Consider the following 25,999-nt stretch of genomic DNA (forward strand, 5'->3'; position numbering starts at 1 on the left):
CCCATTCCTCACCGGTCGGCCTGGAGCCTTTTTCATGGACGAGATACAGCAGCGCTGGCTGTGGAGCCTCTCTGCGCCGATGGTTGCGCTCAACCCTCGCGCCGGATACGACAACCCCGCGTTCTACCCCGGCTCGGACTCCATCGACCTGCAAGGCAGTTGGGGCATCAGTGACCGACGGCAGTTGCTGGGCATGCTGGAAAGGATGACTGACAACGGTCATGCCACCCACCTCGACGACGCGTATCGCGCCTGGCAGCGTTGTCTGCCGAGCGAATGGCAGGCCTTGCTCGAGACGCTCGAACCCCGTGAACGCATCCTGCACCAGTTCGCCAGCCGTACCTTTGGTGCTTGTGGCCCGGGTGGGATCCTGGCCTGGGATTACGGGCGCATGGGGTTTCTCTTGCGTTGCGGTGTGCGCAACCAGTGGATCGATCTGGCCGAGAGCCTGTGGTTGCACGGCCGGCTGGCGGTCAGGGCGCAATACCACTACGGCAGTTGGTTCGCTTATTTCAATGGATTCCTCGTTGGCCGCGCGTTCTGGGGTTGCCAGGGCAATAGCGATGACGAACTGGCTTACGAGCTGGATCGACAGGGGGAGAACCCCCTCAGCCAGATGATTGCCCGCGGGCTCGCTGAAAACATGGCGGATTGTCTGGCGGACTTGCCTTGGCACCTGGATCTCGACTTGCCGCAGCGTCCGGCGTCGCTAGAGGAGTTCGACTGGTCATGAGTTGCTGGATAAAGCTGGGCATCGACCCTACCACCGATGAAACGCTGATTCGCAATGCCTATCGGGCCCGTCTGCCGGAGCATCACCCGGAGACCGATCCGGAAGGGTTCCAGGCGCTGCGCCAGGCCTACGAAAGTGCTCTGCGGCTGGTGCGTGACAACGAGCAGGAGCTTGAGGCGTCGCAGGAGAGCGAGCCTGCGCCTGCGCAAGCCATCCTCGATTTTGATGCGCTGCTGAATGATCCGGCTCGCCGCTTCGATCCCGATGCCTGGCAGGCTTTTATCAAGGCGCTGGATCAACTGCCGCTCGGCCTGCTCGATGACTTGCGCTGGGAGTTGTTCCAGCGGACGGCCAACGCCGGGCCGCTTTCCTACCGTTGCGCGGGCCTGCTGGCCCGGCGCATGGGCTGGGAGCATCAGTTGCTGGAACTGGGTTTCGATCAGGCCCGCCATGTCGAGGACTATCTGAACCGGATCAAGGCCCCGGACCCATTCGATACGGCGCTGATGGGGAACTGGTCGGAACCGGCGCAGACCGAAAGCCTGTGGTTCGCGCGCAGCCTCGACTTCATCTTCGACCGGCGACCGCTCCACGAGTACGAAGGCTTCGCCAGCCAACACACCTGCCTGCCGTTACCGAACGATGCAGTGTTCATCAAGCGCCTGCTGGTGCAATTCACCCAGGCTGGCATCGGTGGCCAGGGGCTGCTGCAGTTGTGCATCGAGCAGCAGCGCGAAGCGCCGGATGATGTGGACTGGCTTTACCTGTTGGCGTGCCAGAACAGCCTGCTGGGGCTGGACGATCAGGCATTGCCTTGCTGGGTCCGGCTTTGGCAGGAGCATCGTCATCCCAAGGCCGAGAGCCAATTGCTGGCGCTGTGCGCCAAACGTCAGCCGGACTTTTTGCCGCTGCTGATTCAGGCCTTTGATCGTCTGGAGAACTTCAGCGACTGGTCCACCGATCTCGCCCACGTCACCCAGGAATATGGCAGCCCTTCACAACGTCCCGAGACGCTGATCCGCTGGCTCGGTGTTGGCCGGCTCGAGCTGCAGGGGTTGGCGCAGGCCTTTATCGATTGGCGGATGAGCGGTGACGAGTTGCCCTTGCTGGCGCAGTTGCTTGGCCAGAATGCCGATACCCGGTTGTTGCGCCTGTACCGGCATGCCTGGGCCTTGCACCGTGGCGCAGCAGAGCTGTTGCAACAGGTGCTGGATGAGCCGCAGCCGCTGGATGCCCTCGAAGCCCTGGTGCTGAGCGGGTTCAAGGACCAGGCCGGGCAGCACTTGCGCTGGTTGAACCAGGCGCCGATTCCGTTGGCGATGAAGACCTTCATCGATGAGGGGGCTGCTTCGGTGCAACTGGCCGATGCGCTGACAACCGGTGAGCCGCACCAGATCTGCCGTTTGTGGCTGCGCCGATTGCGCCCTTACGGTCATGCCGCCCTGGAGCGTATCGCCGAGTCTTTCGAATTGAGCGATACCGATGCGGCAAGCGATCTGTCGGAACTGAACCTGCTGCTGCAACTGAGCCAGCGCGGCGTCGTGTTGCCGCCACCAGGGACGGGCGAGGCGCTCTGGCACTGGTACGCCCATACGCTGTTCCTGATGGCATTGCTGGAGCAGCCGGAACGCTGGTGGCAATTGATCGACTCGCAGTGTCTGGCGCGTCTGGCGCTCAATCCGTCCCATCCGCTCAGCCGGCTGCAGCCGCAGCTTGCCCAGTTGCAGCGCGAACAGGGCGACCTGAGCGCTTTGCTCGGCTGGCTGCAATTGGACGATCCGCTGCATGCCTTGCTCGACCGGCAGTTGCTTGGCGTCCAGGAAGCGCTCGACAGTGCGCGGTTGTTGAGCAATGAGCGCCTGTTTGCATGCCTGCGCGGTGACCTGCCGGCCTTCGCGGACGATTTGCTCGGGCGCATGCTCTTGAGTGGCGTGCTGTATCACGACCCGGTGATCGATGCGCAGCAGCGTCGATACCTGCTCGACCGGATTACCGAAATCACCAACCCCCAGGACTGGTTCGACGGCTTTCGCCACGGCTTGATCAAGGGCGAGCCGCCACGGCCGCCGCATCAGACGCTGGCCGAAGACGAAGGGATCGACAGCGAGGCCTTTTACCTGGCGCTCGATGTGCTCAAGGGGCTGGTGCGTTATGGCAGTGCCGGTGTACCTCGGCAGAAAGTGCTGCTGCGCATGCAGCGGGCCAAAGACAACCCGGAGCACGGGCTTGGCCTGCGGTTTACCTTCAGCGCGCTGCTGTCCTGGAGCGAGCGTCTGTTGCTGGCCAAGGGCGACAGCCGTCCGACGCCGGCCACGGCTTTCTGGCGTCTGGGCACACGGCTGGGGCGTGGAGCGTTCTTCTGGCAGGTACTGGGCGCCTTGCTGGTCACGCCGCTGGCCGCGTTATTCAGCGGCACATCGCTGTCCGCGATCGTTGTGTCGTTGCTGGGCACTGTGTTTTTGCTCGGGGCGATTCTGCGTCGTCTGCATGACATAGGCCGTGGCATCCCGACCTTGCTGGTGCTGGGCGGTCTGTCGGTGTTCTTTCCATTCCTGGCGCTGACCCTGTTTGCCTTCCCTGGCGACAAACTGCCCAACCGCTATGGCGTACCGCCGGACAGCGCTGGTGAAGACGCACTGCCTGGCGGTTTGCAGGCCTGCTTGCGGCGGCTCGACGGCTAGAGACGTAGTTGATCCAGCGCCTTGTTCAGCTGGGTTCGATGGCTGGCAATCTCCGCCGGTTGCTGGCCACCGAGCACGGCGGTGAAGGTGTCCAGCCAGTCGGCGATGCGCTCGCGCTCGTCGCCCAGGCTTTGCATCCACGCCCGCTCCAGGCGGGCCAGCAGGGTACGGTTGGGCAGGGCGTCGCGAGGGTGGATTTTCAGCGCGGTCAGTCGCTCATGGCTGGCCTGCCGGGATTGCGCATCGAGCCCGGTGGGGCTGCGGTCGATGCTGTGGCTATGGCGTTCGCCGCTGGCCAGCAGGGTGACGTCGACTTCGAGCAGGCCATTGATGTCATAGCTGAAACGTACGTCCAGGGACTGGATCTGTTCGCTGGGCGTCAGGGGCACGTCGAAGGAATCAATGAAAATATTGTCCCGCACCCAGGGCCGCTCGCCCTGATACACCGCAATGCGGATAAACGCCTGGTGCGGGTGCGTGGTGTAGAACTGCTGCACCCGTGACGTCGGGATCACCGTATTGCGTTCGATGATCGGCGAAAAGGCTCCACTGACCTGTTCGCCGCGACTGGTCGAAATCCCCAGGGTGTAGGGGCAGACGTCGGTCAGGATCAGTTCTTCGATGGCCCCGTCCCGGGCCTTGCAGGCGGCCTGGGTGGCGGCGCCCAGCGCGACAATCGTATCCGGATCGAGGTGGCGGTAAGGCAGGCGCCCAAAGAGTGTGGCGACCATTTGCTGCACCGTCGGCATCCGGGTGGCGCCGCCCACCAGCACCAGGCTGTCGAGGTCGCGGGGCTTGAGGCGGGCGTCGCGCAGGGCCTGCTCGATGGGTGCTCGCAAGCGGGCCAGCAGCGGCTCCCAGATCTTCAGCGCCAGCGCTTCGTCCAGGGTCCATTCATATGACCGGTCCCCATGACGCCAACTGAGTGACTGAGTGCCGTCGGCGAGTTTGCACTTGAGCTGCTCCAGGGCGTCACCCAGGCTGGCCATGCCCTGCGCGTCGATCTGCGCCGGGGTGAGTTGCCAGTCCTTGAGGCAGGCCTGCAACAAGGCCTCGGTAAAGTCTTCGCCGCCCAGGAAGTTGTCGCCCGTGGAGGCGTGCACTTCAATCAGCGGCAGTGCGTATTCCAGCACCGTGACATCGAAGGTGCCGCCGCCCAGGTCGAAGATCAGCGTGCGTTCGAACTTCTGTTCATGCAGCCCGTAGGCCATGGCGGCCGCGGTCGGTTCGTTGATCAGCCGCGACACCGTCAGGCCCGCCAGTTCGGCGGCGAATAGAGTGCGCTTGCGTTGTTCGTCGCTGAAGTAGGCCGGCACCGAAATCACCGCTTCCTGCACCGGATGGCCGAGAAAGGCTTCGGCATCCTGTTTGAGCGAGCCGATCACCAGCGCCGAGAGTTCTTCCGGGCTGAACGGCCGGCCACCCAGTTCGAGGCGCTTGTCGCTGCCCATGAAGCGCTTGAAGGCGGCCACCGTGCGTTCCGGGTGGGTCGTCAGGCGGGCTCGCGCGGCTTTGCCCACCAGGATGCTGTCGTCTTCATCGAGGCTGACCACCGACGGGGTGAGGACATCGCCGAGGGCGTTGGGGATCAGCTGGGCGCGGCCGTCCTGCCATACGGCGATCAGGCTGTTGGTGGTGCCAAGGTCAATGCCCAGCAAAGCCGGGCGGGGGAGGGTTGCATCCTGCATGATCGATCTCGTGGGGCGTCACAAAAAACGCGACCCTACAGGTTGCGCCAGACACTGGCAATTGCTGTCCCGTTGATCTGTCAGGCTGGTGATTGTGTCGTCGTCCGTTCAGGCCAGCAGGGCTTTCAAGCCCTCCAGCGGCAGCGGTCGGCTGTGCAGGTAACCCTGATACAGATGGCAGCCCAGGCCTTGCAGGAACTCGAGCTGCTCCGCGGTTTCCACGCCTTCGGCGATCACATTCAAGTCCAGGCTGCGGGCCATGGCGACGATGGCGCGAACGATCTCCGCGTCGTTGGGGTCGTGGGTCGCATCGCGGACGAAGGACTGGTCGATCTTCAGCGCATCCACCGGCAAGCGCTTGAGGTAGGTCAGCGACGAATAACCGGTGCCGAAGTCGTCCATGGCGAAACTCACGCCGAGTTTTTTCAGGCGCCGCATCTTGCTGATGGTGTCTTCCAGGTTCTGGATCACGATGCCTTCGGTGATTTCCAGCTTCAGCAGCGAAGACGGCAGTTGGTATTGGCTCAGGCTGCGCTCTATGCGCTCGACGAAGTCGTTCTGGCGGAACTGCCGCGGGCTGATGTTCACGCACAGGCTGAAATCGAGCGGGTCCACCAGGCCTTCGGCGATCAGCTGGCTGAAGGCCTGGCAGGCTTCGTCGAGAATCCAGGTGCCGACCTCGAGGATCAGGCCGCTGTCTTCCAGGACCTTGATGAACTCGGCGGGCGATTGCGCCCCCAGTTCGGGGTGGTGCCAGCGCACCAGGGCTTCGGCGCCGACGATGCGGTTGTCGCGGGCGTCGACCTGGGGCTGGAAGTGCAGGCTGAACTCGCCCCGGGACAGCGCCAGGCGCAGGTCGGTTTCCATGCGCAGGCGCTCGCTGGCGGCTTTCTGCATGGTGTTGTGGAACATCTGGGTGGTGTTGCGCCCGGAGTCCTTGGCCCGGTACAGCGCGATATCGGCGCGCTTGAGCAGGTCGGTGGGGGTCGAGCCGTGGTCGGGAATCAGGGCCACGCCTATGCTCGGGGTCACCTGCAGGCGCTGGCCGTCGAGGAACATCGGCTCGGACAGCAGTTCGCGCAGGGTATCGGCCAGCTCCCGTACCTGCTCGCTGACTTCGCTGCGGCTGCCCTCCAGGCCGCTGAGCAGGACCACGAACTCGTCGCCGCCCAGGCGCGCCACCGTGTCTTCCATGCGCACGCTGGCCTCGAGCCGAGCGGTGACGATCTTCAGCACGGTGTCGCCCACCGGATGGCCGAGGGAGTCGTTGATGTGCTTGAAATGGTCCAGGTCGAGAAACAGCAGGGCGCCGCGCAGGTTGTGGCGCTTGAGCAGGGCGATCTGCTGGCTCAGGCGATCCATCAGTAGCGCGCGGTTGGGCAGGTTGGTCAGCGGGTCGTGGTAGGCCAGGTGGCGAATCTGCGCCTGGGCATTTTTCAGCAGGCTGACATCCCGCGCGGTGAGCAGCAGGCAGGCGGTTTCGTTGAGGGTGATGGGCTCGACCGAGACCTCGACCGTCAGGATCTCTCCGCGCTTGTTGCGGCCGAGCATTTCCAGGTGATTGACCCGACCTTTGAGCTGTAGCTCGGCAAGCAGGATCGAACGCTGTTTTTCCTCGGCCCAGATGCCGACCTGATACACGGTGCGGCCGATCACTTCCTCGGCGCGGTAACCGGTCAGCCGGCAGAAGCCGTCGTTGACCTCCAGGTAGCGCCCGGTGTCGCGCTCGGTGATGGTGATGGCGTCGGGGCTGGAGTGGAACGCCTTGGCGAACTTCTCTTCGCTGGCCTTGAGCGCGGCCTCGGAGCGTTGTTGCTGGGTGATGTCGCGCAGCGTGGTGACAATGCAGGGTTGTTTGTCGACGGTGATCTGCCGGCTGGAAATGATGCAGGTCAGGGGTTGCCCGTCCTTGTGCCGGACCAGCACCGCGACGTTGTTCAGCGCCTGTTCGCGGATCACCTGCTCGACCCGTTGCAGGCGCTGCGCGGAATCGTCCCAGAGACCGATTTCGTCGGCGCTGCGGTTGAGCACTTCGTCGACGGTCCAGCCGAAGGTCTGGGTGAAGCTGGAGTTGATTTCGATGAACTGCCCGGTTTCCTGGAGCGTGACGCAGATCGGGTCTGGGCTGACCTGGAACAGGCTGGCGAACTTCTCCTCGGATGTCACCAGGCGTTGCTCGCGCTCGACCTGTTCGGTGATGTCCAGCAAGGTCCCGGCCATGCGCAGCGGGTTGCCTTGCTCATCGCGGTAGAGGCGGGCACGGCTTTCCAGAAAGCGTGACGAGCCATCGGCCAGCTGTACGCGGTAGGTCAACTGATAATTGCCGGCCGGGCCTTCGCGCAGGCTGCGGTAGGCATCGCGCATGCTGTTGCGCTCTTCGTCGGGCACGCCCTCGAAAAACGCATCGAACGACTCGTGGAACGGCATCGGTTCCAGGCCATGCAGCTGTGCGGCGCGGGCCGAGCCGTAGAGCATGCCGCTGGGAATGTGCCAGTCCCAGGTGCCGAGCTGGGCCGAGTCCAGCGCCAGGTCGAGGCGCTCCTGGCTGTCCTTGAGGGCCTGTTCGGCGCGCTTGCGTTCGCTGGTGTCGAGGAAGGTGCTGAGCAGGTAGGCCTGGCCTTCCAGCTCGACTTTCTGGGCGCTGAGGATGCCATCGTGAATCTGCCCGTTGCTGGCGCGCAGTTGCACCTCGAGGGTGGCGGCCTGGCCGCGCTTCTGCACCGCCTTGACCATTTGCGCGCGTTGTTCCGGGTCGACCCACAGGCCCAGTTCGAGGGTGGTGCGGCCGATGACGTGCTGCAGCGGCCAGCCGAAGAGGATTTCGAAGTACTGGTTGGCCTCGCTGATCAGGCCATCTTCCAGGCGGGTCAGCAGCACCATGTTCGGGCACAGGTGAAACAGCGTGGCAAAGCGTTTTTCCGAGCTGCTGAGGGCCTGTTCCCGCTGGCGTTGGTGGGTGATTTCGCGAATCACCCCGATCATCCGCGGCTTGCCGTGCTTGTCCGGCAGCACGCTGCCATTGATTTCCAGCCAGTGCAGGCTGCCGTCGGGCCAGCGGATGCGGTGATGCATCGCCTGCTCCAGCGGCGCGCCGGCCAGTACCGAATGGAAGGCGCGAATGGTTTTGGCGCGATCTTCCTCGGGCAGCAGGTCGAGGTATTCCAGGTCTTTGGGCAGCGGCTGGCGCGGATCGAAGCCAAACAGCGCCTGGGTGCCCCGCGACCAGCTGATTTGCCCGCTTTCGATGTCCCAGTACCAGGCGCCCAGTCGTGCGCCATTGAGTGCGGCGAGCAGTTGCGGGGCGCTCTCCCAGCTTTGCTCCGACTGCTTGGGGTCGAGCGCGTGAATGCGCGGCATGGGCGGTAGACGGTCAGCGGGTTTGGGCATGAGCAGCGGGCCTTGGGCTGATAAGAGCGTTAGGCGCGGGTTCAGGCAATCAAGGAGGTGGCATAAGTCATGCCGGGACGCTTACGCCTTGGTCCCTGGCCAATCGACTTGTGCATCCAGTAAGGCCATGAAAGCCCGCGCAGCATTCGACAGCGTCCGTTCGGTATGCAGGATATAGCCTAGCTGGCGAGTGAGCTGTATGCCCGGTAAAGGAATGCGCGCCACCTGCTCATCGAGCATGGTGCGGGGCAAGACGCTCCAGGCCAGGCCGATGGACACCATCATCTTGATGGTTTCCAGGTAGTTAGTGCTCATGGCGATGTTCGGGGTCAGGCCCTGGGCCTCGAACAGGCGCTGGACAATATGGTGGGTAAAGGTGTTGCCACCGGGAAATACCGCCGGATGCAGGGCAACATCGGCCAGGCTGACCGTGCCGTTGCTCACCAGCGGATGCTCGGGGGCGGCGACGAAGTCCAGCGGGTCGTTCCACACCGGCGTGGCCTTGACCAGCGCATGGGGCTCGGGGGCCAGGGTGATCACCGCCAGTTCGGCGCGACCGTGGAGGATCTCTTCGTAGGCCACTTCCGAGTCGAGAAACTGGATGTCCAGGGCCACTTCCGGGTAACGCCGGGTAAAGGCGCGCAGCAGGGGCGGCAGGCGGTGCAGGCCGATATGGTGGCTGGTCGCCAGGGTCAGGCGACCGGTGACTTCGCCGGTCAGGTTAGTCAGCGCCCGGCGGGTGTCGTCCAGTACGTTGAGGATCTGATAGGCCCGCGGCAGCAGGGCGCGTCCGGCCTCGGTCAGGCCCACTTCGCGGCCCAGGCGATCGAACAGCCGCACATTGAGTTGTTGCTCAAGGCCGGCGATGCGCTTGCTGATGGCTGGCTGGGTCAGGTGCAGGCGTTCGCCGGCTCCGGAGAAGCTGCCGGTTTCGGCAATCGCGATAAAGGCATTGAGGTTGGCCAGGTCCATGGTCGCATTCCAGTTGGTTATCCAAAGTATAAAAAATATGAATTTGAGTTATTTAATGTAACGCCATAGCATCAGCCTCACAAGCCAAGGGGTTATTGACCGGTGTCAGAGACCCGCGGCATAGAAAATGATGAGGAACCGTCTGATGGCCGGCAAAACGCTCTACGACAAGCTCTGGGATTCGCATTTGGTCAAGCAGCGCGACGATGGCTCGGCGCTGATCTATATCGATCGTCACATCATCCACGAAGTGACTTCGCCGCAAGCCTTCGAAGGCCTGCGTCTGGCCGGGCGCAAGCCTTGGCGCATCGATGCCAACATCGCGACCCCGGACCACAACGTACCGACCACGCCGGAGCGCAAGGGCGGCATCAGCGCCATCGCCGACCAGGTCTCGCGTTTGCAGGTTCAGACCCTCGACGACAACTGTGACGAATACGGCATCGTCGAATTCAAGATGAACGACGTGCGCCAGGGCATCGTTCACGTCATCGGCCCGGAGCAGGGCGCGACCTTGCCCGGCATGACCGTGGTCTGCGGCGACTCCCACACCTCGACCCACGGTGCCTTTGGCGCCCTGGCCCACGGTATCGGCACCTCCGAGGTCGAGCACGTGCTCGCCACCCAGTGCCTGGTCGCCAAGAAAATGAAAAACATGCTGGTGCGGGTCGAGGGCAAGTTGCCATTTGGCGTGACCGCCAAGGACATCGTCCTGGCCGTGATCGGCAAGATCGGCACGGCCGGCGGTAACGGCCATGCCATCGAGTTCGCCGGCAGCGCGATTCGCGACCTGTCCGTCGAAGGCCGCATGACCATCTGCAACATGTCCATCGAAGCCGGCGCCCGCGTGGGCCTGGTGGCGGCGGACGAAAAGACCGTGGAATACGTCAAGGGTCGTCCGTTCGCCCCCAAGGGCGCGGAATGGGACCTCGCCGTCGAGGCCTGGAAAGACCTGGTGTCCGACGCCGACGCCAAGTTCGACACCGTGGTCGAGCTGGATGCCGCGCAGATCAAGCCGCAAGTCAGCTGGGGCACTTCGCCCGAGATGGTGCTGGCCGTCGATCAGAACGTGCCGGACCCGGCCAAGGAAATGGACCTGGTCAAGCGCGACTCCATCGTCCGTGCCTTGAAATACATGGGCTTGACCGCCAACCAGGCGATTACTGACATTCAGCTGGACCGGGTATTCATCGGTTCCTGCACCAACTCGCGGATCGAAGACCTGCGTGCCGCGGCCGTCATCGCCAAGGGCCGCAAGGTGGCCTCGACCATCAAGCAGGCCATCGTGGTCCCGGGTTCGGGTCTGGTGAAGGCCCAGGCGGAGTCGGAAGGCCTGGACAAGATCTTCCTCGAAGCTGGCTTCGAATGGCGCGAGCCGGGCTGCTCGATGTGCCTGGCGATGAACCCGGACCGTTTGGAGTCCGGCGAGCATTGCGCCTCGACCTCGAACCGCAACTTCGAAGGTCGGCAGGGCGCCGGTGGGCGTACTCACCTGGTCAGCCCAGCCATGGCCGCGGCCGCCGCCGTCAACGGTCGTTTCGTCGACGTCCGTGAATTGATCTAAGGAGCGCAGCATGAAAGCTTTCACCCAGCACACCGGTCTTGTCGCGCCTTTGGATCGTGCCAACGTCGACACCGATCAGATCATTCCCAAGCAGTTCCTCAAGTCGATCAAGCGCACCGGTTTCGGCCCGAACCTGTTCGACGAGTGGCGTTACCTGGATGTCGGCCAGCCGTACCAGGACAACTCCAAGCGTCCGCTGAACAAGGATTTCGTGCTCAACGCCGAGCGTTACCAGGGCGCCAGCGTGTTGCTGGCCCGGGAAAACTTCGGTTGCGGCTCCAGCCGTGAGCACGCCCCTTGGGCGTTGGAAGAATATGGTTTTCGCAGCATCATCGCGCCGAGCTACGCCGACATCTTCTTCAACAACAGCTTCAAGAACGGCTTGCTGCCGATCATCCTCAGCGACGCTGAAGTCGATGAACTGTTCCAGCAGGTCGAGGCCGAGCCGGGCTACCAGCTGCAGATCGATCTGCAGGCCCAGACCGTGACCCGTCCCGATGGCAAGGTGTTGAAATTCGAGATCGATGCGTTCCGCAAGCATTGCCTGCTCAACGGCCTGGACGATATCGGCCTGACCTTGCAGGATGGCGACGCGATTGCCGCTTTCGAGGCCAAGCATCGGGCCAGCCAGCCGTGGTTGTTTCGCGACGCCTGATCGGCGTTAAAGTGACGCAGTGATCGCGAGCAAGCTCGCTCCGGCAGGAAAGGACACACAACCTGTAGGAGCGAGCTTTTTACTCGCCGGAACCGCCAAAAAAGCCATGGCGGGTTTGATATTCGGGCCAGCGCTTCGTTCTCTACGAGTGAGCGGACGCCGCGGGCCAGGCAACAGTATTTTTCCGGGCGTGCCGACCAGCACACCGACAGAGCAAATGAGGAAAGCATGAGCAAGCAGATTCTGATTCTCCCAGGTGACGGTATCGGCCCGGAAATCATGGCCGAGGCGGTCAAGGTGCTGGAGCTGGCCAACGCCAAGTACAGCCTGGGCTTCGAGCTGAGCCACGACGTGATCGGTGGCGCGGCCATCGACAAGCACGGCGTGCCGCTGGCCGACGAGACCCTGGATCGTGCGCGGGCAGCCGACGCGGTCCTGCTGGGCGCCGTGGGCGGTCCGAAATGGGACAAGATCGAGCGTGATATCCGCCCTGAGCGCGGCCTGCTGAAGATTCGCGCGCAGTTGGGCCTGTTCGGCAACCTGCGTCCGGCAATCCTTTATCCGCAACTGGCCGACGCTTCCAGCCTCAAGCCGGAAATCGTCTCCGGCCTGGACATCCTTATCGTCCGCGAGCTGACCGGCGGTATCTACTTCGGCGCGCCACGCGGCACCCGCGAACTGGACAACGGCGAGCGTCAGTCCTACGACACCCTGCCGTACAGCGAGAGTGAAATCCGCCGCATCGCCCGTGTCGGCTTCGACATGGCCCGTGTGCGCGGCAAGAAGCTCTGCTCGGTGGACAAGGCCAACGTCCTGGCGTCCAGCCAGCTGTGGCGCGAAGTGGTCGAGCAGGTGGCCAAGGATTACCCGGATGTCGAGCTGAGCCACATGTACGTCGACAACGCCGCCATGCAACTGGTGCGTGCACCGAAGCAGTTCGACGTGATCGTCACCGACAACATGTTCGGCGACATTCTTTCCGACGAAGCGTCGATGCTCACCGGTTCCATCGGCATGCTGCCGTCGGCGTCGCTGGATGCCAACAACAAGGGCATGTACGAGCCATGCCACGGTTCGGCGCCGGACATCGCCGGGCAGGGCATCGCCAACCCGCTGGCGACCATTCTGTCGGTGTCGATGATGCTGCGTTACAGCTTCAACCTGAACGATGCGGCGGATGCCATCGAGCAGGCCGTGAGCCTGGTACTGGACCAGGGATTGCGCACTGGCGACATCTGGTCGGCCGGTTGCACCAAGGTAGGTACGCAGGAAATGGGCGATGCAGTAGTCGCCGCGCTGCGGAATCTGTAATCTTTCGGGCCCACCGCTCAGACGGTGGCCCACTTTTGTATAGGTGTAGTTGCGATGAAACGTGTAGGTCTGATCGGTTGGCGCGGTATGGTCGGTTCCGTGCTCATGCAGCGGATGCTGGAAGAGCAGGACTTCGATCTTATCGAGCCGGTGTTTTTCACCACTTCCAATGTCGGTGGCCAAGGCCCGTCCGTGGGCAAGGACATTGCTCCGCTCAAGGACGCTTACAGCATTGAAGAGCTGAAGACCCTCGACGTGATTCTGACCTGCCAGGGCGGCGACTACACCAGCGAAGTCTTCCCCAAGCTGCGCGAAGCCGGCTGGCAGGGCTACTGGATCGATGCTGCTTCCAGCCTGCGCATGCAGGATGACGCGGTGATCATCCTCGACCCGGTGAACCGCAAGGTCATCGACCAGCAGCTGGACTCCGGTACCAAGAACTATATCGGCGGCAACTGCACCGTCAGCCTGATGCTGATGGGCCTGGGCGGCCTGTTCGAAGCCGGTCTGGTGGAGTGGATGAGCGCCATGACCTACCAGGCGGCGTCCGGTGCCGGCGCGCAGAACATGCGTGAATTGATCAAGCAGATGGGCGCGACCCACGCCGCCGTGGCGGATGACCTGGCCAACCCGGCCAGCGCCATCCTCGACATCGACCGCAAGGTCGCCGAAGCCATGCGCAGCGATGCCTACCCGACCGAGAACTTCGGCGTACCGCTGGCCGGCAGCCTGATCCCGTGGATCGACAAGGAACTGCCGAACGGCCAGAGCCGCGAAGAGTGGAAGGCCCAGGCCGAGACCAACAAGATCCTCGGTCGCTTCAAGAGCCCGATCCCGGTCGACGGCATCTGCGTGCGCATCGGCGCCATGCGCTGCCACAGCCAGGCGCTGACCATCAAGCTGAACAAGGACGTGCCGATCGCCGATATCGAAGGGTTGATCAGCCAGCACAATCCTTGGGTCAAGCTGGTACCGAACCAGCGCGATATCAGTATGCAGGAGCTGAGCCCGACCAAGGTCACCGGCACCCTGAACATCCCGGTGGGCCGTCTGCGCAAGCTGAACATGGGCTCGCAGTTCCTCGGCGCGTTCACCGTCGGCGACCAGCTGCTGTGGGGTGCCGCCGAACCGCTGCGCCGCATGCTGCGGATCCTGCTCGAGCGTTGATCCTCTGATGCGTTGAAAGAGCCCGCTCCTTGCAAGAGGCGCGGGCTTTTTTATGTCGGAGCCGCTGCTGATTACTGGCTATGAGCATGTTTGCGAAAAGTCTGATGTGTCAGGTCTGATAAATTGCCTCGCCCCCAAGCGCCGGGTAAAGTGCCGCTCCCCCCGTTTCGCCAGAGGTAGCACCATGAACCAGTCCTTTGATATCGCCGTGATCGGTGCCACCGGTACTGTCGGCGAAACCCTCGTCCAGATTCTCGAAGAGCGCGATTTTCCGATCGCCAACCTGCACCTGCTGGCCAGCAGTGAGTCGGCGGGGCATTCGGTGCCGTTTCGTGGAAAAAATGTGCGGGTGCGCGAGGTCGACGAGTTCGATTTCAGCAAGGTACAGCTGGCGTTTTTCGCTGCCGGCCCGGCGGTGACCCTGAGCTTCGCCCCGCGGGCCACGGCGGCCAATTGCGCGGTGATCGACCTGTCGGGCGCATTGCCTTCGGCCCAGGCGCCGAATCTGGTGCCGGAAGCCAACGAGCGCGTGCTGGCTGGCCTGAAGAAGCCCGTTCAACTGAGCAGCCCCAGCGCCGCGGCCACGTCGCTGGCGGTAGTCCTGGCGCCCTTGCAGGCATTGTTCGAGATCCAGCGGGTCAACCTGACCGCCAGCCTGGCGGTGTCCACCCAGGGCCGTGAAGCGGTAACCGAGCTGGCGCGGCAGACGGCCGAATTGCTCAATGCCCGTCCATTGGAGCCGCGATTCTTCGACCGGCAGATGGCGTTCAACCTGTTGGCGCAGGTCGGCACGCCCGACGAGCACGGTCACACCTTGTTGGAAAAACGTCTGGTCCGAGAGTTGCGCGAGGTGCTGGCGCAGCCTTTATTAAAGATTTCTGTCACTTGTGTTCAAGCCCCGGTGTTTTTTGGCGATAGCTATAGCGTGACTCTGCAGTCAGCCACGGCGATCGACCTGGAAGCGGTCAATGCCGTGCTTGAAGCGGCGCCCGGCATCGAGCTGGTCGAGGCGGGCGACTACCCGACCGCGGTGGGCGATGCGGTCGGGCAGGATGTGGTCTACGTTGGTCGGGTGCGCGGGGGGATCGACGACCCGGCGGAACTTAATCTCTGGCTGACGTCAGATAACGTACGCAAAGGGGCTGCGCTCAACGCGGTGCAGCTGGCTGAGTTGTTGATAAAAGACCTTCTGTAAAAGATACTTGGCAACAATTTGCAGAATGATTCTAGCTGGGCGCTATGCTTGGCTGGTTGCTGGAGGTGAGCTGTCGTCGCGCTCTTCCAAGGCATGCAGACATAATCGCGCGAAGCGGCCCTTCAGGCCGCACGCAATGCCTTACGGCAGCGCTACAACACCTTCTCGCTGGCCGAGGAATGTTCAAACAAAGGATGAGGCTATGGTTCAAGTTCGCAAACTGGTGTTAGCAATAGCGGCCGCGTCGGCGCTGTCCTCCGGTATGGCGCAGGCGCTTGGGCTCGGGGAGCTGACCCTGAAGTCGACTCTGAACCAGCCACTGGTCGCAGAAATCGAGTTGCTGGACGTCAAGGATCTCACCGCCGCCGAGGTGGTGCCGAGCCTGGCCTCGCCTGAAGATTTTGCCAAGGCGGGCGTCGATCGCCAGGCCTTTCTCAATGACCTGAGCTTTACCCCGGTGCTCAATGCCAACGGCAAGAGCGTGCTGCGGGTCACTTCGAGCCAGCCGCTCTCCGAGCCGATGGTCAAGTTCCTGGTGCAGGTGATGTGGCCCAATGGCCGTCTGCTGCGCGACTACAGCGTCCTGCTCGATCCGTCCAAGTTTTCCCCGCAAACCGCTGAGGCGGCCGCGCAATCCGCGGCGCAGGCTCCAGCGGTTGCCGCGCCGGTCACCGGTGCCAACAAGCCTGCCCAATACACCACCTCGGCCCGCGACACCCTCTGGGAAATCGCAGCCAAGGCCCGTAATGGCGGTTCGGTCCAGCAAACCATGCTGGCCATCCAGGCGCTGAATCCGGATGCCTTTATCGACGGCAACATCAACCGGCTGAAAACCGGGCAGGTATTGCGCCTGCCCGATGCCGTGCAGAGCACCAGCCTGCCGCAGCCACAAGCGATCGCCGAGGTCGCCGCGCAGAATACGGCGTGGCGTCAGGGGCGTCGCCTGGCACCACGCGGCGCTCAGCAGCAACTGGACGGCACCCGGCGCGCCGGTGCGGACAAGGCGCCTGCACAAGGCGCGGTCAAGGATAATCTGAGCCTGGTGTCTGCCGAGTCGGGCAAGGCGCGGGGCAAGGGTGCGGCTGGCGATAGCCAGGCGCTGAGCAACAAGCTGGCGGTGACTCAGGAAAGCCTCGATGCGGCCCGTCGCGATAACGCCGAGCTGAAAAGCCGCATGACGGATCTGCAGAGCCAGCTGGACAAGCTGCAACGCCTGATCGAACTGAAGAACGACCAGTTGGCCAAATTGCAGGCGGAAGGGGCGGGTGCCGTGGCGCCAGCACAACCGACCGCGGCCATGCCGGCGCAACTGGCCGAGCAGCCTGCGACCCCGGCAGCGCCAGTGACCGATCCTGCGGCAGCAGCGGGCGAGGCCCCGGCTGAAGCGGTACCGGCCCAGGCGCAAGCGCCGGCGTCCGATGAAGGCAAATTCAATGACTTGCTGACCAACCCGATCCTCTTGGGGCTGGCGGGTGGCGGGGCAATATTGGTGCTGTTGTTGCTGCTGTTGCTGGCTCGTCGCCGCAAGGCTCAGCTGGAAGCAGAAAAACACCTGCGCATGGCGCGTGCCCTGTCCGAAGAGGCTGAGCTGTCCAAGGACCTGGATCTGCCGGAAAGCAGCTTCGAAGGCCTTGAAGTTCCACCGCCGAGCGTCAAGCTGGCTCCAGCTCCAGCTCCAGCTCCAGCTCCAGTCGTGGCGCCTATGGTGACCGCGGCGCCGGTGGCTGCTGCGGTCGAGCATCCGGTCGATGTGCTGGATCAGGCCCAGTCCCATATCGATGGCGGTCGCCTGAACCAGGCGGCGGCGATCCTGGAGGAGGCCGTCAAGCTGGAGCCACAGCGTAGCGAGTTGCGTTTGAAGCTGATGGAAGTCTATGGCCATCAGGGCGATCGCAGCGCTTTTGTGGCCCAGGAACGTCAGCTGGTGGCCAATGGCAAGAACCACGCTGAAGTCGAGCAACTGAAAAGCCGTTTCCCGGCAATGGCTGCGGTGGCGGCTGCAGGTCTCGGCGCGGCTGCTGCAGCGGCGGCGCTGGATGCTCAATACGTCAAGGAACTGTTGCTCGACGAGCCACAGGAGCCTGCGCCGGCAGCAGCTGTCGACGACCTGGATACCGATTTCGATCTGAGCCTGGACGATCTGGAGGCGGCCTCTCCAGCGGCACCGGCTGCTCCTGCTGCTTCGACTCAAGCTGAGCCCGAGCTGGACGACTTCCCGCTGGATGACGACCTGAGTTTCGAGTCGGTGCTGCAGCAGCAAACCGAAGCCAAGGAAAGCCTGGACGACCTGTCGGATTTCGACCTGGATCTGGGTGAGGACCTGCCTGCTGCGGCGCAAGCCGATGAGGATTTCCTTCTCAGCCTGGATGACGACCTGAAGGATCTGCCGGCTGCCGAAGTGCCGACGGTGACTGAAGCTGCGCTCGACGATCTTGAACTGCCTGCGGACTTCGACTTGTCCCTGGCGGACGAGATGGATGCCCAGCCCGCTGCCAAGGATGCTTTCGCGTCCGAGCTGGACGATGTCAACGCCGAGCTGGATCGCTTGTCGCAAAGCCTTGAGCAGCCGGAATTGGCCGAGCCGACCTTTACCGCGGAAGACGCCGCGGGCAGTGCTGACGAAGGGGATTTCGATTTCCTTTCCGGCGCCGACGAAGTGGCGACCAAGCTCGATCTGGCCCAGGCCTACATCGACATGGGCGATAACGATGGCGCGCGGGACATTCTCGGCGAAGTCATCAGCGAAGGTAACGACGGTCAGAAAAGCGAAGCCAAGGAAATGCTCGCGCGTCTGGTCTGAGTCAGCGGTAGCAGCAAAAAAACGGCAGCCATCGATGCTGCCGTTTTTGTTTCCGGGTCAATGACAGTGCTTGTGCTGTCAGGCCAACAGGTCTTCGTAGAAGGCGCCGAACGGCCGGGCAGGGTGGGCGATCTGGATTTCCAGAATCCACAGGCCGACATTGGGGCATGCCTCGAAGTTGCCCAGGTCGCCCGCTCGATAAATGGCATGGGGGAAGTCGCTGACCCGGTGGCCCTTGATCTCCAGATTCAGCACCCAGCCCATGGCGCTCGCCTGTTCTTCGGCATAGCGATACAGGGCGGGGCCGGCCACCTTGTGCTCGCTCCAGTGATCGCGGACCTGTTCGAACAGGGTTTGGGCTGCCGCGGCGCAGGCTTGCATCTCGGGATCGTTGCCGGTGACGAAGGTCGCGCCGCAATCGCCTTCGTGGCGGTCCCAGACCACCCCCAGGTCGATAAAGAAGATGTCATTGTCACCCAGTACCGGATCGCCTTCGGAGCGTTGCTTGAAGGTCTTCAGGGTGTTTGCGCCAAAACGCACCAGCGCCGGATGCCAGATCCTGTCCATGCCCAGCTCTGCAAGCACCTCCAGCCCCAGCGCGCGAGCCTGGGACTCGAGCATGCCTGGCCGGATGCGTGCGGCTATCTGGGTGATGGCTTCCCAGGTCTTGTGCTTGGCGTGAAGCATGCCCTGCAGGGTATAGGCGAGGCCCACGGCCTCCTTGTTGATGGCGGTCATTGGTCAGGTCCCGGTCGAGTGGATTTATGCTTATCGCTATATATTTGTCTATATAGCGTTGGTCCCGGTTTTCACGCAATCCTGTTTACGCCCGCCGGCGCATAATCGGCAAACCTCAACTAAAAGCGGGCCGCGCATGGCGTCTGTCTGCGCGCGCCTTATAATGGCCGCCTTTGCGCATATCAGCAGGCTGTAAGTTCTTGGCAAATATAGATAACGCGGCCGCCGAAATGGCGGCCGCAGGCTTTTTCAGAATCGCGTTGGGTGTCGAATACAAGGGCTCGCGTTATCGCGGCTGGCAGCGTCAGGCTTCCGGTGTCCCGAGTGTCCAGGAAACCCTCGAAAAGGCGCTGTCCCGGGTGGCGGATTCGCCGGTGCTGCTGTCTTGCGCCGGGCGTACCGACGCCGGCGTGCACGCCTGCGGGCAAGTGGTGCACTTCGATACCCAGGCCGAGCGTTCGATGAAGGCGTGGGTGATGGGGGCCAATATCAACCTGCCCCACGACATCAGTGTGAGCTGGGCCAAGGTCATGCCGGCGCATTTTCATGCGCGGTTCAAGGCGATTGCCCGCCGCTATCGCTACGTGATCTACAACGACCAGATCCGTCCGGCGCACCTGAACGAGGAGATCACCTGGAACCACCGCCCGCTGGATGTCGAGCGGATGGCCGAGGCTGCCCAGCATCTGGTGGGCACCCATGATTTCAGCGCATTCCGCGCCGGGCAGTGCCAGGCCAAGTCGCCGATCAAGGAAATCCACCATCTGCGGGTCACCCGGCACGGCAAGATGATTGTCCTGGATATCCGCGCCAGCGCGTTCCTGCATCACATGGTGCGCAATATCGCCGGGGTGCTGATGACCATCGGCGCGGGCGAGCGTCCGGTCGAGTGGGCCAGGGAAGTGCTGGAGAGCCGGATTCGCCGCACGGGCGGGGTGACGGCGCATCCTTTCGGGCTGTATCTGGTGCAGGTCGAGTACCACGATGAGTTCGAGTTGCCCGAGCGATACATCGGGCCACATTTCCTCACCGGCTTCTCGGAACTTGACGGCTGACGCCCGGAAAAGCATTTGCTACCATCCGGGACTTTCCCCGGATTTGCCCTGAGGTTTAAACGACATGTCAGCCGTTCGCAGCAAAATTTGTGGGATTACCCGCATTGAGGATGCGCTGGCGGCGGTCGAGGCCGGGGCCGATGCCATCGGGCTGGTGTTCTACGCCAAGAGCCCGCGGGCGGTAAGCGTCCAGCAGGCGCGGGCAATCATTGCCGCGCTGCCGCCGTTCGTGACCACCGTGGGCCTGTTCGTCAATGCCAGCCGCTGCGAGCTGGGCGAGATCCTCGATGCAGTACCGCTGGACCTGTTGCAGTTTCATGGCGATGAAGCGCCGGCGGACTGCGAGGGCTATCACCGGCCCTACATCAAGGCGCTGCGAGTCAAGGCCGGCGACGATATTGCTGGCAGTTGCGCAGCATATGCGCGGGCCAGCGGCATTCTGCTCGATACCTATGTCGAGGGCGTGCCCGGTGGAACCGGCGAAGCCTTCGACTGGTCACTGGTGCCGCAAGGCTTGAGCAAGCCGATCATCCTGGCCGGTGGCTTGACTGCCGAGAATGTCGGCCAGGCGATAGCACAGGTTCGCCCCTACGCGGTGGATGTCAGCGGTGGGGTGGAGCAGAGCAAGGGCATCAAGGATCACGCAAAAATTCGCGCATTTATGCAGGCCGTTCGCGGCAGCTGTTAGTCGATGTGACGGCTGGCAGTCTGCCGCCGTCCATAACACCACTGTACAAAACAGGCCGGCACCGTCGCTGGGCGGGCCGAAATCGAAGTGGCAACCGCTCTATCCGGGGGTTGCCGGGATGGCTGAGGAGCCGTTCGGTACAGGCAGGTCAAGCTCGCGCTGACCGCGGTAGCGAACAGATCATCGCCGCACACATGAATTTAGCTCAAGGGCATACGCGGGGCCGCGAACCAGAGCGTTCGGGTCGCCGGTACTGGAGAAAGAAAGCATGAGCAACTGGTTAGTAGACAAACTGATCCCTTCGATCATGCGTTCCGAGGTGAAGAAAAGCTCGGTGCCTGAAGGTCTGTGGCACAAGTGCCCATCCTGCGAGGCGGTGCTGTATCGTCCGGAGCTGGAAAAGACCCTGGACGTTTGCCCCAAGTGCAACCATCACATGCGCATCGGCGCTCGCGCCCGCATCGACATTTTCCTCGACGCTGAAGGCCGTGCCGAACTGGGTGCCGACCTGGAGCCGGTAGACCGTCTGAAATTCCGCGACGGCAAGAAGTACAAGGATCGCCTGACCGCGGCCCAGAAGCAGACCGGTGAAAAGGACGCGCTGATTTCCATGAGCGGTACCCTGCTGGGGATGCCGGTGGTGGTATCGGCGTTCGAATTCTCCTTCATGGGCGGTTCCATGGGCGCCATCGTCGGCGAGCGTTTTGTGCGTGCTGCCAACTACGCGCTGGAAAAGCGTTGCCCGATGGTCTGCTTCTCCGCTTCCGGCGGTGCTCGGATGCAGGAAGCGCTGATCTCCCTGATGCAAATGGCCAAGACCTCCGCGGTGCTGGCGCGTCTGCGTGAAGAAGGGTTGCCATTCATTTCCGTGCTGACCGACCCGGTCTACGGTGGCGTTTCCGCCAGTCTGGCGATGCTGGGCGACGTGATTGTCGCCGAGCCCAAGGCCCTGGTCGGTTTCGCCGGTCCACGCGTGATCGAGCAGACCGTGCGGGAAAAACTGCCGGAAGGTTTCCAGCGCAGCGAGTTCCTGTTGGAGCATGGCGCCATCGACATGATCATCCCGCGCCAGGAACTGCGTCCGCGCCTGGGCAACCTGCTGGCTCAGCTGATGGGCTTGCCGACGCCTGAGTTCGTGGCTGCGCCCGTCGAAGCGATCGTGGTGCCACCGGTGCCTGCAAACATATGACCGAACGTACCCTTGGCGACTGGCTTGCCTACCTTGAGCAGTTGCATCCGTCAGCCATCGATATGGGGCTGGAGCGCTCGCAAGAAGTAGCGTCCCGCATGGGATTGGGCAGGCTGGCGCCTCGGGTCATCACGGTGACCGGTACCAACGGCAAGGGTTCTACCTGTGCGTTCGTGGCGTCCTTGCTGCGAGCCCAGGGGCTGAAGGTCGGTGTCTACAATTCTCCCCATCTGTTGCGCTACAACGAGCGCGTGCAGATCGATGGCGTCGAAGCCAGCGATGCCTCGCTGTGCGAGGCCTTTGTCGCGGTCGAGGCCGGGCGCGGTGAAATTTCCCTGACCTATTTCGAGATGGGCACTTTGGCGGCCTTCTGGCTGTTCCAGCGCGCCGGTCTCGATGCGGTGGTGCTGGAAGTCGGCCTGGGCGGGCGCCTGGATGCGGTCAACCTGGTGGATGCCGATCTGGCGCTGGTCACCAGTATCGGCGTCGACCATGCCGATTACCTGGGCGACACCCGTGAATCCGTGGCCTTCGAGAAGGCCGGCATTTTCCGCCAGGGCGCGCCTGCGCTCTGTGGTGACCTGAATCCCCCTCAACCCCTGCTGGATAAGGCGCGTGAGCTGAGCTGCCCGTTCTTCCTGCGCGGTCGTGATTTCGACCTGGGGATTACCGAGGCGAACTGGCAGTGGCGTGGTCTCGATGCGCAGGGCAATGCCGTCGAGTTGCGGGATCTGCCGCTGCTCGATCTGCCCATGGAGAACGCTGCGCTGGCCTTGCAGGCCTATTTGCTGCTGGGGCTGCCTTGGCAGGCCGGGCGCATCGCCGAAGCCTTGCGGCAGGCGCGAGTGGTCGGGCGCCTGGATCGCCGTCAGCTCGAATGGCAGGGCAAGCGCCTGAACCTGTTGCTGGATGTCGGGCACAACCCCCATGCCGCGGAATATCTGGCTGAACGCCTGATGCGCCGCCCCGTGGCGGGCAAGCGCCTGGCGGTATTCGGCCTGTTGGCGGACAAGGATCTGGAAGGCGTGGTTGCCCGTCTGGATGCCTGTGTCGAGCATTGGGCGGTGGCGCCGCTGGATTCTGCCCGCGCGCGTCCCGTTGCGGACTTGCAGGCGGCACTGGAGAACCTTGGGGCTTCGGTAACGTCTTACGAGAGTGTCGCCGCTGCTTTGGAAGGGCAGTGTGCGCAGGCTACGGCCGAAGACGAGATTCTGCTGTTCGGATCTTTTTATTGTGTTGCCGAGGCGCTCGAGTGGCTCGCCCGGCGCTCCACGGAGGAAGCTGCACATGGCTATGCTGGATAACGTCTACAAGCAGCGAATGGTTGGGGCTCTGGTTCTGGTGGCGTTGGCGGTGATTTTCCTGCCGATGCTGTTTTCCCGCGAAGATGAGCAGCGGCATGTCAATGTCGAAGCGCCGGCAGTACCTCAGGCCCCCGCGGTAACCCAGATCCAGGTCGAGCCTGTGGCGGTGCCCGAGCCACAGGCGTTGCCACAAGAGCCGGTACCCACCGATGAAGAGGTGGCCCAGCAGGCCGCGCCTTCGATGCCGATTGCTCCAAGTGCCCCTGTTGCAGCTCCAGCCCCGATTCCGGTGGCGCCACCAGTCGCTGCGAGCAAGCCAGTGGCTCCGCCGCCTGCACCCGCGCCCAAGCCGGCTCCGGCCCAGCCGATTGCCGCGGCGCCAGCCAAGCCCGATGCGACCCCAAGCCGTGTCGATGCGAATGGCCTGTCGGTCAGTTGGTCGGTGCAACTGGCCAGCCTGTCCAGTCGGGAAAGTGCTGAAAACCTCCAGAAAACCTTGCGCAGCCAGGGTTACAACGCCTATATCCGTTCCGCCGATGGCAAGAACCGGGTATTCGTCGGTCCGTTGATCGAGCGGGCCGAGGCAGACCGCCTGCGCGATTTGCTGAGCCGTCAGCAGAACCTCAAGGGTTTTGTCGTGCGCTTCCAGCCTGAACGCGGTTAAGGCTATCGCCTTGATTTGCAAAGCACAGTGAATCGCAGCTTACCGACGGCCATGCGCTCTGTTAAAATGCGCCGCCTTATCCGTCTGTAGGCTGCACTGTGCCATTTACCTGGGTTGACTGGGCGATCGTTGCAATCATCGCCATCTCCGCTTTGATCAGTTTGAGCCGCGGCTTCGTCAAAGAAGCGCTGTCGCTGCTTACCTGGATCGTCGCAGGAGTCGTTGCCTGGATGTTTGGTGGCTCTCTGTCCGAATACCTCGGCGGATACATCGAGACTCCCTCTGCTCGCGTGATCGCGGGCTGTGCCATCATGTTTGTCGCCACTTTAATCGTGGGCGCAATGATCAATTATCTTATCGGCGAATTGGTTCGCGTCACCGGGCTATCCGGGACCGATCGATTCCTGGGCATGGCCTTCGGCGCGGCGCGTGGCGCGTTGCTGGTGGTCGTGGCAGTCGGGCTATTGAGCCTGGGGCCGGTACAACAGGATTCCTGGTGGCAGCAGTCGCGACTGGTGCCACAATTTCTATTGGTTGCAGACTGGTCAAAAAACCTCATATTGGGGTGGAGCAGTCAGTGGCTGGCCAGCGGTATCAGCGTACCCGCTGAAATACCGTTCAAGGAACAACTCTTACCGGCCAAAACGCCTCAGTAAGATGTGTTCAGTTCAGTTTCATTAAGTAGGGGTTGCGTCGCATGTGTGGCATCGTCGGTATCGTCGGTAAGTCGAACGTCAATCAGGCGCTGTATGACGCGCTAACCGTCCTCCAGCACCGCGGCCAGGACGCTGCCGGTATCGTGACCAGCCATGATGGCCGGTTATTCCTGCGCAAGGACAACGGCCTGGTCCGTGACGTTTTCCATCAACGGCACATGCAGCGCCTGGTCGGTCACATGGGTATTGGCCATGTGCGTTATCCGACCGCTGGCAGCTCGACTTCGGCCGAAGCTCAACCGTTTTACGTCAACTCGCCTTACGGCATTACTTTGGCGCATAACGGTAACCTGACCAACGTTGAACAGCTGGCCAAGGAGATCTACGAATCTGACTTGCGCCACGTCAACACCAATTCCGATTCGGAAGTCCTGCTCAACGTCTTCGCTCACGAGCTGGCCCAGCGCGGCAAGCTGCAACCGACCGAAGAAGACGTGTTCGCCGCCGTGACCGACGTGCACAACCGTTGTGTTGGCGGTTATGCGGTAGTGGCCATGGTCACCGGTTATGGCATCGTCGGTTTCCGCGACCCTCACGGTATTCGCCCGATCGTTTTCGGTCAGCGTCACACCGACGAAGGCGTCGAGTACATGATCGCCTCCGAAAGCGTGTCCCTGGATGTGCTGGGTTTCACCCTGATCCGCGACCTGGCGCCGGGCGAAGCGGTCTACATCACTGAAGACGGCAAGCTGCACACCCGCCAGTGCGCGACCAATCCGAAACTGACTCCATGCATCTTCGAGCACGTCTACCTGGCGCGTCCGGACTCGATCATCGACGGTGTGTCGGTGTACAAGGCACGCCTGCGCATGGGTGAGAAGCTGGCCGAGAAGATCCTGCGCGAGCGTCCGGATCACGATATCGACGTGGTCATCCCGATTCCGGATACCAGCCGCACCGCAGCGCTGGAGCTGGCGAACCACCTGGGCGTCAAGTTTCGCGAAGGCTTCGTGAAGAACCGCTACATCGGCCGGACCTTCATCATGCCGGGCCAGGCCGCGCGGAAAAAATCCGTGCGCCAGAAACTCAATGCCATCGAGCTGGAATTCCGTGGCAAGAACGTGATGCTGGTGGATGACTCGATCGTGCGCGGCACCACCTGCAAGCAGATCATCCAGATGGCCCGTGAAGCCGGTGCGAAGAACGTCTACTTCTGCTCCGCGGCGCCTGCCGTGCGTTTCCCGAACGTATACGGCATCGACATGCCGAGTGCTCACGAGCTGATCGCACACAATCGTTCGACTCAGGATGTGGCCGATCTGATCGGCGCCGACTGGCTGATCTATCAGGATCTGCCTGACCTGATCGAAGCGGTCGGTGGCGGCAAGATCAAGATCGAGAGCTTCGACTGCGCGGTGTTCGATGGCAAGTATGTCACCGGCGACGTCGACGAGGCCTACCTGAACAAGATCGAAAACGCACGTAACGATGCCTCCAAGGCCAAGACCCAGGCGGTCAGTGCGATCATCGATCTGTACAACAACTGATTTAG

General features: G+C 62.7%; 19 protein-coding genes. 15 read left to right on the plus strand and 4 right to left on the minus strand.

Going from position 1 to position 25,999, the window contains the following annotated elements; all coding sequences use genetic code 11:
- Positions 1-34: 34 nt before the first annotated feature.
- Together DK261_RS29570 and DK261_RS29575 are read left to right on the plus strand one after the other, a co-directional pair.
- Complete coding sequence (locus DK261_RS29570) at positions 35-733, plus strand: DUF1266 domain-containing protein (RefSeq protein ID WP_016704918.1); 699 nt, start codon at positions 35-37, stop codon at positions 731-733.
- Positions 730-3,414, plus strand: a complete 2,685-nt coding sequence (locus DK261_RS29575) for a DUF805 domain-containing protein (RefSeq protein ID WP_110177239.1) — start codon at positions 730-732, stop codon at positions 3,412-3,414. The genes DK261_RS29570 and DK261_RS29575 overlap by 4 nt, the downstream gene beginning before the upstream one ends.
- On the opposite strand, the gene DK261_RS29580 is transcribed toward DK261_RS29575, so the two are convergent.
- From DK261_RS29580 to DK261_RS29590, 3 genes are all read right to left on the minus strand, one after another.
- Positions 3,411-5,102 (minus strand): molecular chaperone HscC, encoded by a 1,692-nt coding sequence (locus DK261_RS29580; protein WP_110177240.1) that lies wholly within the window; start codon positions 5,100-5,102, stop codon positions 3,411-3,413. The two genes, DK261_RS29575 and DK261_RS29580, sit on opposite strands and share 4 nt — an antisense overlap.
- A 108-nt stretch (positions 5,103-5,210) precedes the next feature.
- On the minus strand, positions 5,211-8,489 hold the full coding sequence (locus DK261_RS29585; RefSeq protein WP_110177242.1) for an EAL domain-containing protein: 3,279 nt from the start codon (positions 8,487-8,489) through the stop codon (positions 5,211-5,213).
- Between the two features lie 81 nt (positions 8,490-8,570).
- A complete protein-coding gene (locus tag DK261_RS29590; RefSeq protein WP_009048097.1) occupies positions 8,571-9,461 on the minus strand; it encodes a LysR family transcriptional regulator in 891 nt (296 codons plus the stop codon).
- Positions 9,462-9,606: 145 nt separating this feature from the next.
- On the opposite strand from DK261_RS29590, the gene leuC reads away from it, so the two are divergent.
- The 6 genes from leuC (at position 9,607) to DK261_RS29620 (ending at position 18,153) form a co-directional block, all read left to right on the plus strand.
- Positions 9,607-11,025: a 3-isopropylmalate dehydratase large subunit gene (leuC, locus tag DK261_RS29595; RefSeq protein WP_009043027.1), complete on the plus strand. Its 1,419-nt coding sequence runs from the start codon at positions 9,607-9,609 to the stop codon at positions 11,023-11,025.
- Positions 11,026-11,035: 10 nt separating this feature from the next.
- A complete protein-coding gene (gene leuD, locus DK261_RS29600) occupies positions 11,036-11,680 on the plus strand; it encodes a 3-isopropylmalate dehydratase small subunit (RefSeq protein ID WP_009048098.1) in 645 nt (214 codons plus the stop codon).
- A 228-nt stretch (positions 11,681-11,908) separates the two neighbouring features.
- Positions 11,909-12,991, plus strand: a complete 1,083-nt coding sequence (gene leuB, locus DK261_RS29605; RefSeq protein ID WP_009048099.1) for a 3-isopropylmalate dehydrogenase — start codon at positions 11,909-11,911, stop codon at positions 12,989-12,991.
- Between the two features lie 54 nt (positions 12,992-13,045).
- Complete coding sequence (asd, locus tag DK261_RS29610; RefSeq protein ID WP_007921989.1) at positions 13,046-14,158, plus strand: aspartate-semialdehyde dehydrogenase; 1,113 nt, start codon at positions 13,046-13,048, stop codon at positions 14,156-14,158.
- Positions 14,159-14,342: 184 nt separating this feature from the next.
- Entirely contained in the window at positions 14,343-15,353 is a 1,011-nt protein-coding gene (locus DK261_RS29615; protein ID WP_110177243.1) for an aspartate-semialdehyde dehydrogenase, read from the plus strand.
- 202 nt (positions 15,354-15,555) lie between these two features.
- The gene (locus DK261_RS29620) at positions 15,556-18,153 is read left to right on the plus strand and encodes a FimV/HubP family polar landmark protein (RefSeq protein WP_110177245.1); all 2,598 of its coding nucleotides are present in this window, start codon (positions 15,556-15,558) and stop codon (positions 18,151-18,153) included.
- Between the two features lie 78 nt (positions 18,154-18,231).
- Here the strand turns inward: DK261_RS29620 and DK261_RS29625 are convergent, their stop codons facing one another.
- Complete coding sequence (locus DK261_RS29625; protein ID WP_016704911.1) at positions 18,232-18,891, minus strand: M24 family metallopeptidase; 660 nt, start codon at positions 18,889-18,891, stop codon at positions 18,232-18,234.
- A 230-nt stretch (positions 18,892-19,121) separates the two neighbouring features.
- Between DK261_RS29625 and truA the strand changes: the two genes are divergently transcribed.
- The 7 genes from truA (at position 19,122) to purF (ending at position 25,994) form a co-directional block, all read left to right on the plus strand.
- A complete protein-coding gene (gene truA, locus DK261_RS29630) occupies positions 19,122-19,946 on the plus strand; it encodes a tRNA pseudouridine(38-40) synthase TruA (RefSeq protein ID WP_016704910.1) in 825 nt (274 codons plus the stop codon).
- A 64-nt stretch (positions 19,947-20,010) separates the two neighbouring features.
- Positions 20,011-20,634, plus strand: a complete 624-nt coding sequence (locus DK261_RS29635) for a phosphoribosylanthranilate isomerase (protein ID WP_023968620.1) — start codon at positions 20,011-20,013, stop codon at positions 20,632-20,634.
- A 268-nt stretch (positions 20,635-20,902) separates the two neighbouring features.
- On the plus strand, positions 20,903-21,823 hold the full coding sequence (accD, locus tag DK261_RS29640; protein ID WP_007921980.1) for an acetyl-CoA carboxylase, carboxyltransferase subunit beta: 921 nt from the start codon (positions 20,903-20,905) through the stop codon (positions 21,821-21,823).
- The gene (gene folC / locus DK261_RS29645; protein ID WP_038631282.1) at positions 21,820-23,127 is read left to right on the plus strand and encodes a bifunctional tetrahydrofolate synthase/dihydrofolate synthase; all 1,308 of its coding nucleotides are present in this window, start codon (positions 21,820-21,822) and stop codon (positions 23,125-23,127) included. Before accD ends, folC begins: the two co-directional genes overlap by 4 nt.
- The gene (locus DK261_RS29650; protein WP_038631284.1) at positions 23,111-23,791 is read left to right on the plus strand and encodes an SPOR domain-containing protein; all 681 of its coding nucleotides are present in this window, start codon (positions 23,111-23,113) and stop codon (positions 23,789-23,791) included. Before folC ends, DK261_RS29650 begins: the two co-directional genes overlap by 17 nt.
- Before the next feature lie 98 nt (positions 23,792-23,889).
- Positions 23,890-24,447 (plus strand): CvpA family protein, encoded by a 558-nt coding sequence (locus DK261_RS29655; protein ID WP_009048107.1) that lies wholly within the window; start codon positions 23,890-23,892, stop codon positions 24,445-24,447.
- A 41-nt stretch (positions 24,448-24,488) separates the two neighbouring features.
- Positions 24,489-25,994 (plus strand): amidophosphoribosyltransferase, encoded by a 1,506-nt coding sequence (gene purF / locus DK261_RS29660; RefSeq protein WP_009048108.1) that lies wholly within the window; start codon positions 24,489-24,491, stop codon positions 25,992-25,994.
- The last annotated feature ends 5 nt before the right edge of the window (positions 25,995-25,999 follow it).

The organism is Pseudomonas sp. RW409 (assembly GCF_003184125.1).
Classification (GTDB): Bacteria; Pseudomonadota; Gammaproteobacteria; order Pseudomonadales; family Pseudomonadaceae; genus Aquipseudomonas; species Aquipseudomonas chlororaphis_I.